Here is a 14,069-nt window from a genome sequence, read left to right as displayed (position 1 = left end):
CTATTACACTATATGAACCAAACAAAAAGAGGCTCATAATCCTTATGACCACGTATCTTTACACTCGTTATTCGCCAAAAAATCGAGCTTACCAAGAGCACCTTAATACTCTAAAAGCTTTTGCGCCCGAAGCTCAGCATTTTGAGGATAAGGTTCGTGGTTGCATGCCTCCAACCGAGAGAGAGGCATTCTTACGACTGCTCGATTCCGTCAGAGCTGGGGATACGATTGTGCTCTGGTGGCTGACCGCATTTGGTCGCGACTTTAGTCAAGCATTGAACACGATAAAAATGCTACTCGATAAAGGGGTAACATTGAAAACTGTATGTGAATCAATAACTTTTGAGCCAGGTTCTGTTCAGACTCAAACACTACTCACAGTGTTATCTGGATATGGGAAAGTGCAGACTGAACATCGCCTGTTTGCCGCAGAGCAAGGGCGACAGGCCATTAAAGAGCAGCCAGAATTATGGAAACAGAAGTTTCGCGGCCGCCCCGCAAACAAAACCAAACACCAACAGATCGCAACGTTACTGCTAGAAGGCTACACATTGCAAAACGTAGCAGAGCAATGCGAAGTCAGTCTATCGACTGTGAAGCGGGTCAAAGCAAAGCTAAATGAAGTGGATGACGAAGGCGGCTTAAGCTCACGACGCCAAAAAGGTTGTTTGAATGGAGACCAGTCATGAGTCGCCCAATCAACTTTCATACTATACTACTCGCCTGTCTTATTATTAGCGTTGGCCAGTTGAGCATGGGGCTAGTTATGCCCTCTTTGCCATGGATAGCAAAAGACTTTTCCATCTCCCTCGACCAAGCTCAACTGCTTGTGAGTATTTATTTGCTCGGCTTCGGCCCCTCTCAATTTATCTACGGGCCAGTGTCAGATGCTTTAGGACGAAAAAGAGTATTACTTACCGGTTTACTCATCGCGATGTCTGGTCTGCTGATAATTATTTTCTTCAGTGACACATTTACAGGGATGGTGATGGGGCGCTTTTTACAAGGGTTAGGTACAGGATGCTGCGCGGTACTCGCGAGGGCGTCGACTCGAGATAGATTTAGCGGGGATGAACTCCCAGTGGCAATGTCTTACATCGCCATGGCGGCTTCAATCACGCCACTTATTGCACCTGTGATTGGCGGCTTTATCAACTTCCACTTCGGTTGGAGTATGGTGTTTATTTCTCTGTTGGGCTATGTCTCGCTGGCTTGGGTAATCATCGCCTTTAAGTTCACAGAAACCATCACAAAACGTTCTGTCATTCCGTCACCCCGAAAAATGTTACTCCAATACAAGAGCTTACTTACGTCTCGTTACTTTATGAGTTTCGCCAGTATCAGTTGGTTAAACTTCAGCTTAATGATTACGACAGTCTCTGTGATGCCATTTATCATGCAAGATCAAATTGGCATGACCTCCGCTCAATACGCGATGTGGGCGCTCATTCCCGCTTTGGGTATGTTATGTGGTACCACGATTTGTAACCGAGTAAGGCCAATTATTGGCAATAAAAAAATGCTGCTCTGCACCCCATTTCTTCACCTCGCTGCCGCAATATGGTTATTTTTCTGTCCTGTTGAGCCTCTATTTCTGATGCTAGGACAGCTATTAATGATCTTGGGTAATGGTATTGCCCTACCTTGTGCACAAGCGATGGTAATGCAACCTTATAAAAAGCAAGCAGGTGCCGCAGCGGCAATGTCTGGTGGTGGACAAATGGTCGTCTCCTCATTGGTCAGCTTAACTCTGGTGCAGCTTGGATTGAGTCAAGCATGGCATCTAGCGATCGTTATCGTAATATTTGCATCGCTTACCTTCACCAACATTCAACGTGGCTTCAGTGCAGAGCAACCTTCAGAACGATAACAAAAAACATACTATTGTCCTTATAGTTACGACAAATCGTATAAACTTAAATTTAGGAAAAGTTGGCGGATACTAACATGATGTTGCATTTAAGAATGGGCGCCTTAACACTCGCCACATTGATATCCGCTGGCACTGATGCGAGCGCCAACGAGAACTGGCAGTTCGAGAGTGACAAGAATGGAATCACAATTTACTCCCGAGAACATAGTGACGGTTTAGTTGAGATCCGTGCCCGGATGTTCACACCCACCAGCTATGGTGCATTTTTAACGCTACTGGAAGACAGTGACAATATCCCGAACTGGATTGACAATGCCAGTCATAGCCGGGTTTTAAATCAGATATCGGCCACCGAGAACATCGTTTACACCCAGTTTAAAGCACCATGGCCTGCCAAAAATCGGGATATGGTCACCTACTCAAAGTACTGGGTCGATGAGCTGGGATTCACCATAGAAATCAAAAGCGCACCTGACTCATATCTTGCTGAACAAAATGGTTATGTTCGAATTCGCTCGGTTGATGCGACTTGGGAGTTACAAAAACTCACAAACGATACAACACTCGTGGAATACAAGGCGTTTGCTGACCCCGGAGGTCTATTGCCAAACTGGCTGATCAACAAACTCTCAAAAGAAAGTGCATGGGCGACATTTAGTAATTTAAGAAAAGAGTTACCTGAATATCAGCAATACTCTCATCCTCAAATAGATGAGTAAGCGTCGCTCTTCCCACTCGCTTTTTAATACGGTACATAATAACAAAAGGCGGCTTCAAGCCGCCTTTTTCTACGCAATGTGTTACTGCTGTGCAACCGTTACAGGTTTAGTTGCACCGCGGTAATCAAACTCAAAACCAATACCTTGGTCTGTCACGTCCATCGTCATACCACCAACAAGCTCGCCTTGTAAGCTTTTGACAACATCATCCGGAACCGGCTCCCCAGTGATTGACGACGCACTCTCTAACACTTCCAAAATACGTTCTGAATCAAAATCAAAGCTGAACAAGCCATTTGGAGAAAGTGATTGCGCCATCACTTCTTTGCTTGCTTCCGCAGCACTATCACCACTGTAAAGAGTGAAATGGTTTTCGTTTAGACGAGCAAACACGTCCACCTTCATGCCAGTATGCATTTCTAATAGGTCACTGACATTAACAGGTTGGTTATCCGGTTGAATTTGCAATTGAGCAAGTTCAGGAACGAACATTTGCGCAGTTTGAATAAGCATCATTGGATCATTGGCAGAAAGAGACAACATACCATCTAGCTGGCTAAATACTTCACCATGCTGAGCATTAGTATCTACTTTGATATCAAACATTTGCAGGCTTAACCCTTTAAGGCCATTAACCATGCCTGACCCCATGCTTACAGCGGCTGCTGGATTCTGGCCGCCCATCTCTTGCTGCATTTGTGTCAATAAAGAGCATTGATATTGAGGCTGGGTCAAGTCAGCCCAAATCTGACCAATCGATGGCGCTAGAGTATTAATGTCTAAACCAAGCGCCATACTAAAGAAACTCTTATCACTTTTAGACTCAGCCAATACACCACGAATCGACTTGAGCGCATCTAGAATCACTTTATTGTTGGACTCAACAACAAAAGAACCTTTAATGAACGCCTGATCGCCTTTCATCTTGTATTCTGCAAACGCGACGGACTGAGGCCAGTTTTCTGCAACTTGAGTAAGCTCAGTATGGCAGGCTGGTGAACGCATTTCCTCAATCGTTGGTTCAGGATCTATTGCATCCAACGTGCTGATTTGACGAGCAAACATATTGCCATCTTTCGTCGTCAAACCTTTAATCACTTCGCGATGATCAAAGTAACCAAAAGAGTTGTTGTTTTCACCGTATTTGGCTTGCAACGCCTCAAGGCGTCCACTGTCAGCAATATTTTGACTTGGTGCTTCAAGCCCTAATGCCATTTTAATCGGGTTTTGAACGCCCAGTTGCGGAACATCAACCGTTAACGTAAGCACGTTATCAACCACGGCTACAACCAAGCCAATACCGTCCTGCGGGTCAATTGAATCAGTCATCTCGTAACGACGATACTCGACTTCACCAAGCTTAACCAACTCATGCTTAGCGCCGCTCATCTGCTCTTCATGATCCAGTGTTTTCCATAACGCGGCAGGGTCTTCAATATCCACTTTGTACACCGGTACCATACCAATTGTGTACAACACAGGATTAATGTTTTCCCCGGTGCCCAAATAAGCTTTTAATGTTTCTGGCGACGCAGCACTCTCTAGGTACCCATCGAATAAGTTAACTGCAAACTGCTGTTGTGGAGACAGTGGTTCATCGGCAAAAAGTTCTGCAATCGAGCCTTGATTCGCCGTACCGAATGCGTTCATGTATTTATAATGGTTAAAAGGTTCAGTCTGATACGTCACCATAAGTGAATCTGCAGGAACTTGCGTTAACAGTGAGCCTGCATCACTTGTGGTAGTATTGTTTTGGTACAGGTAGCCAGCGCCCCCTGCAGCTGCGACCACTGCTGTAGCCAATAGTAGTTTTTTCACGACCAACTCCGTTGTCATAGTTATGTGTTCCTAAACGAAATGTAACGCTTAGGTTTAAAGCCAATGAATAGTGCTTTATATCAACCGCTATCATAAACAAGTTATCGATGTAATGAATGTCGGTTTGATAAATTATCCAACATTTATAAGGCAAACCGTGAAGTAAGTTGAATTGCGTGCGGATGCTATTGGCAATATTCACAATCCAATTTCTCGGATAACCGCCTTAAAAATCATAATATTCAGTTAAATGAAGCGATTTGGAGTAATTACGACCAAAATCAGCAGAATATTAAATCTTTATTGAGTCTTTTATCTAATATCTGAAAACGCCTCACGACCTGACACTTCTTTCCAATTTGCCTCTGGCAGTCCCTACTCGTTTTCCTTACATTCCTACTAACTCAGTGACGAGACGTATACCAAATACGAGCAATAGAAGACGATGAAAGACCAGTTGACGATCTCTATATCAACTATCAATGGCTCAAGACATTGGTACTTCAGTAAAAGGATGCAACGCAACATAAAAACGTTTTTCGTTTTTTTTGTTGTTGCTCTGGCCGCGACCGTAATCTTAATTCATCACTTGTACACTCGCGTTGATAATGCAGCGTTAAAACAAGCTGAATTGACAGAGCATTCACGCACCATGGGTGAAGAGCTCAGCACACTGAAAACACTTAAATCAGAGCTAGAAAATGACCTTTCAGAACGGGAAGAACGGGTACAACTTGTTTCGGAACGTTTGGGTGAATTAGAGAAAGTGCTTGGGGTTGGGGAACATACCTCGACAAATAACTTGGATGCTAGGCTCGATGCAGCAGCGATAACCTCAAACGTTCGCATGGTGTTATTAAACCAAATACCAAGTGGCTCTCCAGTCGGCAACGTACGACTATCTTCCGGATTCGGTAAGCGTATCCATCCGGTGACAAAAGTTGCCAAGATGCATCGTGGGCTCGATTTTGCCGTAAATATCGGCACCAAAATTTATGCCCCTGCCGATGGGGTAGTGGAAGTCACCCGCCGCAGTAATAAAGGCTCTGGTAACTTCCTCAGGCTACAACATTCTTTCGGTTTTTCGAGTTCTTATTCGCACTTGAAAGCGTTCAAAGTAAAAAGTGGTCAGTTCGTCAAAAAAGGGCAGCTGATTGCAATTTCCGGCAACAGTGGGCTCTCTTCTGGCCCTCACCTGCATTACGAGGTGCGATTTGTTGGGCGAGCACTGAATCCGAAACCATTTGTCGATTGGAGCCTTAATGATTTCGAAGACATTTTTACTAAGGAGCGAAGAATACGATGGGAATCTTTAATCAAAACAGTGGAACAACGAGTAGCTCAGCAGCTTCAACTCTCATCGCCAAAGGCTGTTCTCTTAGCGGAGAACTCAAAGTAGAAAACGATGTCCAGATTGATGGCATCGTCGATGGTCAAATTAACGTGGAAGGCACTCTCGTTGTCGCAGAAAGCGGGCGAGTAAACGGTGAAATTTACGCTAAACAGCTGATCATTAACGGCATGATGGACGGAAACTGTCACGCAGAACACATTCAAGTGCTTGCCAAGGGACGCGTAAGCGGTAGGATCTGGAGCAATAACCTCAGCATTGAACCTGGTGGCAAATTCTTTGGTGAAGCAGCCGAATTACCTGAAAAGGAAGTGGTAACGTTAAAGGGTAAGGCTCAAGACAGTGCGATCACAAAAGAAAACAACACCAACAATGAAAAGCGACTTTCGCGTAAATCAGCATAAAAGCTTTGATTAAAGTGCTTAAAAAAGACGGCTTTCACGCCGTCTTTTTATTACTATTGCCACGATTTTCGTCAGAAACTACGTGATTATTCGGCCGGATTTAAAACCATCACCGAGCGTTTTGCTTGTGGACCAAAAGCTGATTTTGCATGCGCTTTCACTTCATCTAACGTCACACTTTTAGCCACTTTCTCAACGTCAAGTAACACATCGACGCCGTAATCATGCACCAAATAACGAGTATATGCCCATGATCTCTGTGCTGGGTTATCATCCAATCCTTGCATCGCGACTGCCAGTTGTTTCGCGGCCGTATCCACTTCTTCTTGGGTAATATTTGACGCTAAATCATCAAACACTTTGCCCAGTTTACTCTCTAAAAGAGCCACGTCTTCGGGCTCGACTTGAGACTCCAAGAGCCAATCAGAGATGGGTTCGCGATCTTGTGTCATGGTGTAAATGCTTGGGCTGTAATCAAGGCTAGACTCTTCTCGCACAATATCCAAAACACGCGCATTACTAATACGTTGCAAAATATCTTCGATAACCGTGTCTCTTGCCGTACGTTGGTAATCGCTCGTATTAGTCAAACGCATTACATACAACGATGAAGGTTCATGCCCATCCGCAACCACAGTTCGCTCCGGCACTTCCGGGTTAAACGCAACGTGATAATCAATCGAACGACTCGGTTTCATTTCGATAGAGGCCACATACTTACGCAAAAGTGGTGTAATTTCTTCCGGCTCTACGTTTGCAACAATAACCATCTTAAAACCATCATTGGTTTTGAAAAGTTGCTCATGCACCGCTAGTATCTGCTCGGAAGTCACTTGTTCAACATCATCACTGGACACTATACGATGACGACTCCCCGGCAAATAAGAATTGCCGTTTGCTTTTTGAATCAGTTTGCCCATCGGTGATTCAAAAAAAGCGCCGCTCTGCTGTTTAAACTCTTGCTTCGCTGCCGCCATCTGGCGCTCGTCGACTTTAATCTCCGTCGCTAGGTTGTATAGTCCATTCAAAGCATCAGTTAGGTGCGTATTTGGCGCCGTAATTTGCGCTCCGTGACTGGTCGCATCAAGCATCGCGCCAAGCGCAATGTTGTTTTTGCGTAAGTAGCTATCTAGCTCTGAACCAGAAAATGCCCCTAACCCACTGCGTATTGCCGTTGTTGCTGCGATTTCATAAGCGGCATACAACGTCGGATCAACAGCGGCTTTACCACCTTGGCTCGCATAGTAAATATACGCTCGACCACCCGCTTTAGTATCTTTTTGGAACCACACTTCGACACCGTTTGATAGCGTATAGACTTGAAAACCACCCGCTTCCTGACGCATGCTCGTGATGCTGCCTTCCTGGGTAGGCTTTAAGAATCCATCCACTTTGTCATACATCTCTAACGGTTTTTCGCCAGTTTGAAGATAGGCACTGTTTAGAGCGGCAAATACACCGTTGAACTGCTCTGACGTTTCGCTTTTCCCCAAACCAATAAAAAAGCTTGGCTGCTGAGATAACAAAGCCGTCAATTGTGTGTTAATGCTCTCTAAATTCTCGTTGTTGATGAATTCTGCCAAACTCTGGGCATAATTCTCTTTTGATTGGCTGACACTGTCTTGTCCAATTTGAAAAACACGTGCTTCTGCGTAACTGTTTGGCTTACGCTGACTCCAATCTGAATCAATATTTGCAAGTTCACCTTGCCAATTTGACATAACGCTATCTAACTCGGATTGAGTCGCACCATAATCTCTTAACGACGCCAAGGTACGAATGAAAGTCTGGTGCATTTGTTCGCGGCGATCTGGTGCAAACGAAATCCCTGCCGACATCATACGCTGATAGTTAGAGTAATAGGGCTCTGCATAAGCGTATTGAAAAGGTTCAGCGGCATCACTGAGTACACGGATCAAACGCTGTTGAATGAGTTGTGTTGCGACTTCATCACGCCACACTTCATGTTGTTGCTCAATCGTCGTGCCGCCACTTAGACCACGCTCAATCACTAAATGAAGACTTGGTGATTCCATCGTGTTACTTGGCAAGATTCTGTTTTCGTTGTTCACTCGAATATCGCGGCGCTTCTCTATTACCGTATCCGAGGTACTTTCCCAGTTCGAGAACTTGCTTTTGATAATCTTGGACAGTGAATCTACGTCGATATTACCGGTCACAATCAACTCGGCATTTTGTGGCTGGTACCACTTGTCGTAAAACGCCTTTAACTTACTCGAGGAAGCATTTTGAATCGCTTCGCGAGTACCTATTGGGTCATGCTCACCATACATAGTGCCTTCAATCGAGGCTTGGTAAGCATGCATAGAAAAGGACTTATCATCCGGATTAGCACGTCGCCATTCCCCGAGAATCACCCCTTTTTCTTTCTCTACTTGCTCAGGAGCAAACTCAAGTCCGTTACCGATATCTCTCATCCACTTCAGGGCATCTTCTAGCTTCGTATTATTCGCAAGGTCAAGTTGGTAAGACGTTTGCTGATAACTGGTAAAAGCGTTGATATCAGCGCCAAAGCTACCACCAGATTGCTCGAAAAGTTTGACAACGTCGTTACCGGTAAAATGCTCACTACCATTAAACGCCATATGCTCAACAAAGTGAGCGTAACCCTTTTGAGAAGATGTTTCTTGGAATGAGCCGATATTCATCACCAAACGGACCGAGACTTCTTGGTCTTCTGTTGGATAAAGATGGTATTTCATACCGTTCGATAACTGGTCCACGTGCCAGTTGGCGTCAGGTTGAATCGGCGTCGACTGTTGTATCAGAGCACACCCTGACACTAATAACGCGGGGACTAACAATATACTGCGCATAACGATTGCCCATAACAATGATTAAGCTAATCAATATATATCCGGTGCTATAACCTTCACATTTTTAATGGATTGTCAGACACGCAAATGTGATAAAGATCACCATTTATTGAAATCAATTCTCATTTACAAAAATCGACAAATCCTTACTTTACAAATACATAAAAAATATCGTTCCAAATCCTTTTGCTTATTTGATGTAAAACTCAAATTCGCGACATGGAGTCAGTATTTATTTTGAGCAATAAAATATAATTATTGAACAGATTCGAATCTGACTTTCTGCTGCATATTCAACAGCACAGAGAGTACTGATGAGAATAAAAACACAACAACTATTATTCAAAGATCTACTATTCGCTTTATGTTCAAAAATCTATCACTAAAAAACAAACTGGCAATCTCTGCCAGTGCCGCCATCATTCTAGGGGGAGTGCTGGTAGAGGGGCTGTCTTTTCGAGATTCATTAAACAGGCTCGATGTCGAAGTCGCACAGCGACTAGAAAGCACTAGCGCATCTTACAATCAATACGTAAAGGACTGGCTACTCTCTAAAGAGCGCGCACTAACTTCACTCTCTTCTGATTCAGAGAAACGTTCTCTGGTTACGCATTTGAAACAAGTCCGAGACTCTGGCGCGTTCGATAACGTTTTCCTCGCTTACCCGGACGGGTCACAAGACAACGCTAATGGGGTGGTTTTGCCACCAGGTAATAACGATCCTCGCAAGTGGGGCTGGTACACCAACGCCATTGCCAATCCATCGAAAGTCTTTATGGATAACCCGACCGTTGCTGCTGCAACTGGTGCGAATGTGGTGTCGCTCGGTAAAGCCCTGCAATTGCATGGTCAAACCGTCGTTCTGGGTGCTGACGTAGAGATCGGTGATATCCTGAACAGTCTGAACCAAGTGATCCTACCGGGTGAAGGTTATATGTTTATTGCCAATGAACAGGGCAATATTTTCACTCATAACAACGGTAAACTGCTGAATCAACCGGTTAGCAAGCTAGGCCTCAACAACAACGACATTACGTCAGCCGCACGTTCAGGTACAGAACGTCGCGTCTCTATTAACGGCATCGAATATGTGATTTACGCGCGCCACATAGAGGGTACCAAACTCACAACGGTCACAGTGTTAGATCAAAACTCGTTGGTTGCCCCACTCTACGATGCTGTTTGGGATCAGATCATCGCAACCACCATCGTCGTCGTTATCTGTGTAGCTTTGTTTAATCTGCTATGTAGCATCTTGTTCCGTCCGCTCTACAACGTTTCGAATGCGCTCGCACAAATCGCAAACGGCAGCGGCGACCTAACTCAACGCATCAAAGTAGAAAACCGTGACGAAGTTGGTGAGCTGGCTGAAAACTTCAACCAGTTCGTTGAAAGTTTGCAGCAACTTATTGGTCACATTCGTCACCAAGCGGAAGAACTGAGCCAACAATCGGAGCTGAGCACGAATCGCGCGAATCAATCGGTTTCCGATCTGAACCATCAGCAACAAGAAATCACTATGGTGGCGACCGCTGTGACTGAAATGGCATCGGCAACGCAAGAGATTGCAGCACATGCAGAGCAGACGGCTAAAGCCGCTCAAGACTCTTCAGCAAGCACACAAAACGGTCATGAGTTGGTGATCAACTCCAAATCGTCCATCAATAATTTGTCTTCTGAAGTCAACCAAGCGAGCGTTGTCATCGGTGAGCTCAACCAGCACGCGCAAGACATCTCAACCGTGCTATCAACGATTCGAGACATCGCAGAGCAAACCAACTTACTGGCTCTGAATGCGGCGATTGAAGCGGCGCGTGCAGGTGAACAAGGTCGCGGTTTTGCCGTTGTTGCAGACGAGGTTCGCGTGCTATCACAACGCACACACACCTCAACCGAAGAGATTCGCTCGACGATCGAGACCTTGCAGCAAACCACACAACGCGCAGTGGCCATCATGGATACAAGCTCTCAGCTCGCGCAAGGTTCGGTGGAAGATGCTGATCGCGCAGCACTGGCTCTGGATGAAATCAACGCGGCCGTTGCGCTGATCAGCGATATGGCAACGCAAATCGCGACCGCCGCCGAAGAGCAAACGCACGTAACCAATGAAATCACGCAAAACGTCACGTCCATTAAAGATGTGACCGATCACTTGGTAGTTGGTGCCGAAGAATCGATGAATCAATCTGCTGAGCTGAAATCGCAAGCTGAGGATCTCAACTCGAAAGTGGCGACGTTTAAACTGGCTTAAACGCCACATTAAGGACGCTCTTAAAAACAACAAACCCCGCTAGCAACTTTGTTACTAGCGGGGTTTGTTTTTATGGATCGACGTTTTTATTGCAGATAGCTTTCCAAAGACGTAAACCTACACCGCCACACACATCGGCGTGCCTGAGATTGGGTCATTAAATACTCTCGCTTGTAAATCAAACACCGATGACAACATGCCTTCTGTCATTACCTCTTGCGGTGTTCCCTGCGTGACTAACTGACCTTTTTCCAACACCACCAAATGATCGCAGTAACGGCACGCTTGGTTTAGATCGTGCAGCACTACCACCACTGTTTTGCCTTTGTCGTTCATCTGCCTCATGAGTTTCATCAGCTCAACTTGGTGAGAGAGATCCAAGTAAGTGGTTGGCTCATCAAGCATCACTACGTCGGTATCTTGCGCCATCACCATCGCAATCCACGCCCTTTGTCTTTGACCACCAGACAACGATTCAACCGGCTTATCAGCAAACTCAATCACGCCAGTATCTTGCATTGCTTGCTCGACCAAGGCTTTGTCTTGTTGACTTAACCGGCCCCAATGAGAGAGGTAAGGCGAGCGGCCATATTCGACCAGTTTTCTGACTGTAATACCTTCAGGACTGACAAGAATCTGCGGCAGCAAAGACAACGAACGCGCCAAGCGTTTATCACCGTAGCTGCTTAGTGGTTTGTCGTCATACAACACTTGGCCAGAAGCGGGTTTATTGATGCGTACCAAGGTTTTTAATAGTGTCGATTTACCGCAACCATTTGGACCAACTAGTGCGGTAATTTTACCTTGAGGAATCGACAAAGAGAGATCTGGAATGATGGTCTGTTTGCCGTACGCGACGGATAAGTTCTGCGTTCGTAACATGCTTACCAACCTCTATAACGATACAAAAGAAAAATGAAATATGGTGCGCCAATAACAGATGTCAGCACTCCCGCTGGTAGCTCAATTGGTGGCTGTAAGCCTCTCGCTAAACCATCGGCGCAAATCACCAACAAAGCGCCAAGGGTTGCAGCGGCTGGAATCAACAACTTGTGGTTGTGGCCAAACAGCAAACGCGCAAGATGCGGCGCAAGCAGGCCAACAAAGCTGATCGTGCCTGCCACAGACACACTGATACTCGCCAATAGCACGGCAGCAATCAACGCAAGAATTTGGATCTGTCTTGGTTTCGTGCCAAGTGTAGTGGCGCTTTCTTCTCCCAGTCCCATAACATCTAGCCGCCAAGCCAGCCAAAACGCCAATGGTAGTAGCAGCAATAGAGCACTCCAAATAAACGGCACTTGTTGCGAATTTCGTCCCCACAAACTGCCGGTTAGCCATACCATCGCCGTGTTGATTTCGATAGGGTGCACAATCAGAAGAAAATCGATACCGCTGGCTAAAAATGCGCTGACAGCAACACCAATCAGCGCCAAACGTGCTGGTGTTGGTTTCGACCAGTAAGCCAGCACAGCAATAAAGCCAGCAGCAAGCAAGCCTCCCGCCATGGCGACCATCGGCAACATTGCCACTGGCGCATTCGGATACAGCACCAAACAAGCGGTAGCCGCCAGTCCTGCTCCGGCGCTTATCCCCATTAAATCTGGTGAGGCAAGTGGATTACGGATGACGCCTTGAACTAAAACGCCTGACAGCCCCAACCCTGCGCCCACGCCAATGGCGAGCAACATTCTCGGTAATCGATATTGGTGAATCACAAAGTCCGAGTCAGAGAAAGAAAACAGCAATGCAAAAACCTGTTGAGCCGACATGTTCGCCGCACCAACAAACAGCGTGAGAGAAGACGCAATCAGCAACAATCCAACTAATGCAAACAGTTTGGTTTGATTCATCATGATGATTTCCTCATTGTAATCGCGATAAAGCAAGGTGTGCCCAACAGCGCGGTAATCACGCCCACTGGCGTTTCAGCCGGAAAGGCAATCGCGCGTGATAAAGCATCTGACCACGTCACCAATGCCGCGCCACACAAGGCGGAAACCGGAATGAGAATGTGATAGTTGTGACCAACAATCGGGCGTACCAAGTGCGGCACTAACAACCCGACAAAGCCAATTGGTCCAGCAATCGCTACGCTAGTTCCTGCCAACAGCACAACCGCTAAACCACTGATAAATCGCGTAAGACGAATGTTACCACCCAACCCGACAGCAACTTCGTCCCCCAACGCGAGTAAATTTAAGTTTCGCGCTAAGCCCATGGCGAGCACCAAACCTAAAGTCGCAAAAGGCCACAGTTGTTGCCACTGCTCAGAATCTACCGCGGAGAGTGAACCCGTTAACCAATGCAACACGCTGTAAGCCATGTCATCCGCCAAAATTACCGACGCACGAGTTAACCCTATCAGCAGTGCACTGATGGCAATGCCCGCTAGCACTAAACGCAATGGGTGAGAACGCGCGGAGAAAAAACCGCCCAACAACATGACCGCACCACCACTTAGTAGCGCGCCGAGTACTGCGTTGATGATTGGGTTCAATTGACTAAAGAATGGTACGCCGATAGACGCCAAGGCCATAAAACAAGCCGCGCCAGCATTAATGCCGAGAATGGATGGCGACGCCAAAGGGTTACGAGTCAATCCTTGCATCAGCACTCCGGATACCGCAAGCGAAGCGCCAATTAATAACCCAGCATAGGCACGAGGCGCACGCAGCGTCGCGAGGATTTGATGCAGCATATTGCCCTCATCAAACGCAAACCAATAGCTTGTCAGATCATTAACGCTCAAAGAAAAGTTGGACCAGCCAATCATTGATGCTGCATAGCCTGAGAGCGTACACAACGCCATAGCA

11 protein-coding genes are annotated in these 14,069 nt (G+C 46.1%); 6 read left to right on the top strand and 5 right to left on the bottom strand.

What is annotated here, in order from left to right; translation table 11 throughout:
• Positions 1-44: 44 nt before the first annotated feature.
• From R7F07_RS07065 to R7F07_RS07055, 3 genes are all read left to right on the top strand, one after another.
• Positions 45-689 (top strand): recombinase family protein, encoded by a 645-nt coding sequence (locus R7F07_RS07065; RefSeq protein WP_047102429.1) that lies wholly within the window; start codon positions 45-47, stop codon positions 687-689.
• Complete coding sequence (locus tag R7F07_RS07060) at positions 686-1,870, top strand: multidrug effflux MFS transporter (RefSeq protein WP_017820099.1); 1,185 nt, start codon at positions 686-688, stop codon at positions 1,868-1,870. Before R7F07_RS07065 ends, R7F07_RS07060 begins: the two co-directional genes overlap by 4 nt.
• Before the next feature lie 77 nt (positions 1,871-1,947).
• On the top strand, positions 1,948-2,592 hold the full coding sequence (locus tag R7F07_RS07055) for an START domain-containing protein (protein WP_017820098.1): 645 nt from the start codon (positions 1,948-1,950) through the stop codon (positions 2,590-2,592).
• Between the two features lie 81 nt (positions 2,593-2,673).
• On the opposite strand, the gene R7F07_RS07050 is transcribed toward R7F07_RS07055, so the two are convergent.
• Positions 2,674-4,428: a hypothetical protein gene (locus R7F07_RS07050; RefSeq protein WP_171342428.1), complete on the bottom strand. Its 1,755-nt coding sequence runs from the start codon at positions 4,426-4,428 to the stop codon at positions 2,674-2,676.
• 427 nt (positions 4,429-4,855) lie between these two features.
• Here R7F07_RS07050 and R7F07_RS07045 point away from each other — a divergent pair, with 427 nt between their 5' ends.
• The gene (locus R7F07_RS07045) at positions 4,856-5,809 is read left to right on the top strand and encodes a M23 family metallopeptidase (RefSeq protein ID WP_005374721.1); all 954 of its coding nucleotides are present in this window, start codon (positions 4,856-4,858) and stop codon (positions 5,807-5,809) included.
• On the top strand, positions 5,713-6,165 hold the full coding sequence (locus R7F07_RS07040) for a bactofilin family protein (RefSeq protein ID WP_080276973.1): 453 nt from the start codon (positions 5,713-5,715) through the stop codon (positions 6,163-6,165). Before R7F07_RS07045 ends, R7F07_RS07040 begins: the two co-directional genes overlap by 97 nt.
• An 86-nt stretch (positions 6,166-6,251) precedes the next feature.
• Here R7F07_RS07040 and R7F07_RS07035 read toward each other — a convergent pair whose 3' ends face one another.
• The gene (locus R7F07_RS07035; RefSeq protein WP_171342427.1) at positions 6,252-9,002 is read right to left on the bottom strand and encodes a M16 family metallopeptidase; all 2,751 of its coding nucleotides are present in this window, start codon (positions 9,000-9,002) and stop codon (positions 6,252-6,254) included.
• A 364-nt stretch (positions 9,003-9,366) separates the two neighbouring features.
• Here R7F07_RS07035 and R7F07_RS07030 point away from each other — a divergent pair, with 364 nt between their 5' ends.
• Positions 9,367-11,253, top strand: coding sequence for a methyl-accepting chemotaxis protein (locus R7F07_RS07030; protein WP_085569429.1), 1,887 nt, complete (start codon positions 9,367-9,369; stop codon positions 11,251-11,253).
• Between the two features lie 117 nt (positions 11,254-11,370).
• Here the strand turns inward: R7F07_RS07030 and fecE are convergent, their stop codons facing one another.
• Genes fecE through R7F07_RS07015 form a run of 3 tightly spaced genes read right to left on the bottom strand, consistent with a single transcriptional unit; the run spans position 11,371 to position 14,065 of the window.
• A complete protein-coding gene (gene fecE / locus R7F07_RS07025; RefSeq protein WP_054700603.1) occupies positions 11,371-12,135 on the bottom strand; it encodes a Fe(3+) dicitrate ABC transporter ATP-binding protein FecE in 765 nt (254 codons plus the stop codon).
• A gap of 2 nt (positions 12,136-12,137) precedes the next feature.
• Positions 12,138-13,109: a FecCD family ABC transporter permease gene (locus R7F07_RS07020; protein ID WP_171342426.1), complete on the bottom strand. Its 972-nt coding sequence runs from the start codon at positions 13,107-13,109 to the stop codon at positions 12,138-12,140.
• On the bottom strand, positions 13,106-14,065 hold the full coding sequence (locus R7F07_RS07015; RefSeq protein ID WP_372007767.1) for a FecCD family ABC transporter permease: 960 nt from the start codon (positions 14,063-14,065) through the stop codon (positions 13,106-13,108). Before R7F07_RS07015 ends, R7F07_RS07020 begins: the two co-directional genes overlap by 4 nt.
• Positions 14,066-14,069: the final 4 nt, after the last annotated feature.

It is taken from the genome of Vibrio sp. YT-16 (genome assembly GCF_033337405.1).
GTDB classification, from domain to species: domain Bacteria; phylum Pseudomonadota; class Gammaproteobacteria; order Enterobacterales; family Vibrionaceae; genus Vibrio; species Vibrio alginolyticus.
This window is presented reverse-complemented; position numbering and strand designations above follow the sequence as displayed.

Bases quoted from the DNA above. Each gene is read 5' to 3' on its own strand.
- R7F07_RS07065 (WP_047102429.1), top strand. From the start codon at position 45: ATGACCACGTATCTTTACACTCGTTATTCGCCAAAAAATCGAGCTTAC.
- R7F07_RS07060 (WP_017820099.1), top strand. From the start codon at position 686: ATGAGTCGCCCAATCAACTTTCATACTATACTACTCGCCTGTCTTATT.
- R7F07_RS07055 (WP_017820098.1), top strand. From the start codon at position 1,948: ATGATGTTGCATTTAAGAATGGGCGCCTTAACACTCGCCACATTGATA.
- R7F07_RS07050 (WP_171342428.1), bottom strand. From the start codon at position 4,428: ATGACAACGGAGTTGGTCGTGAAAAAACTACTATTGGCTACAGCAGTG.
- R7F07_RS07045 (WP_005374721.1), top strand. From the start codon at position 4,856: ATGAAAGACCAGTTGACGATCTCTATATCAACTATCAATGGCTCAAGA.
- R7F07_RS07040 (WP_080276973.1), top strand. From the start codon at position 5,713: ATGGGAATCTTTAATCAAAACAGTGGAACAACGAGTAGCTCAGCAGCT.
- R7F07_RS07035 (WP_171342427.1), bottom strand. From the start codon at position 9,002: ATGCGCAGTATATTGTTAGTCCCCGCGTTATTAGTGTCAGGGTGTGCT.
- R7F07_RS07030 (WP_085569429.1), top strand. From the start codon at position 9,367: ATGTTCAAAAATCTATCACTAAAAAACAAACTGGCAATCTCTGCCAGT.
- fecE (WP_054700603.1), bottom strand. From the start codon at position 12,135: ATGTTACGAACGCAGAACTTATCCGTCGCGTACGGCAAACAGACCATC.
- R7F07_RS07020 (WP_171342426.1), bottom strand. From the start codon at position 13,109: ATGATGAATCAAACCAAACTGTTTGCATTAGTTGGATTGTTGCTGATT.
- R7F07_RS07015 (WP_372007767.1), bottom strand. From the start codon at position 14,065: ATGGCGTTGTGTACGCTCTCAGGCTATGCAGCATCAATGATTGGCTGG.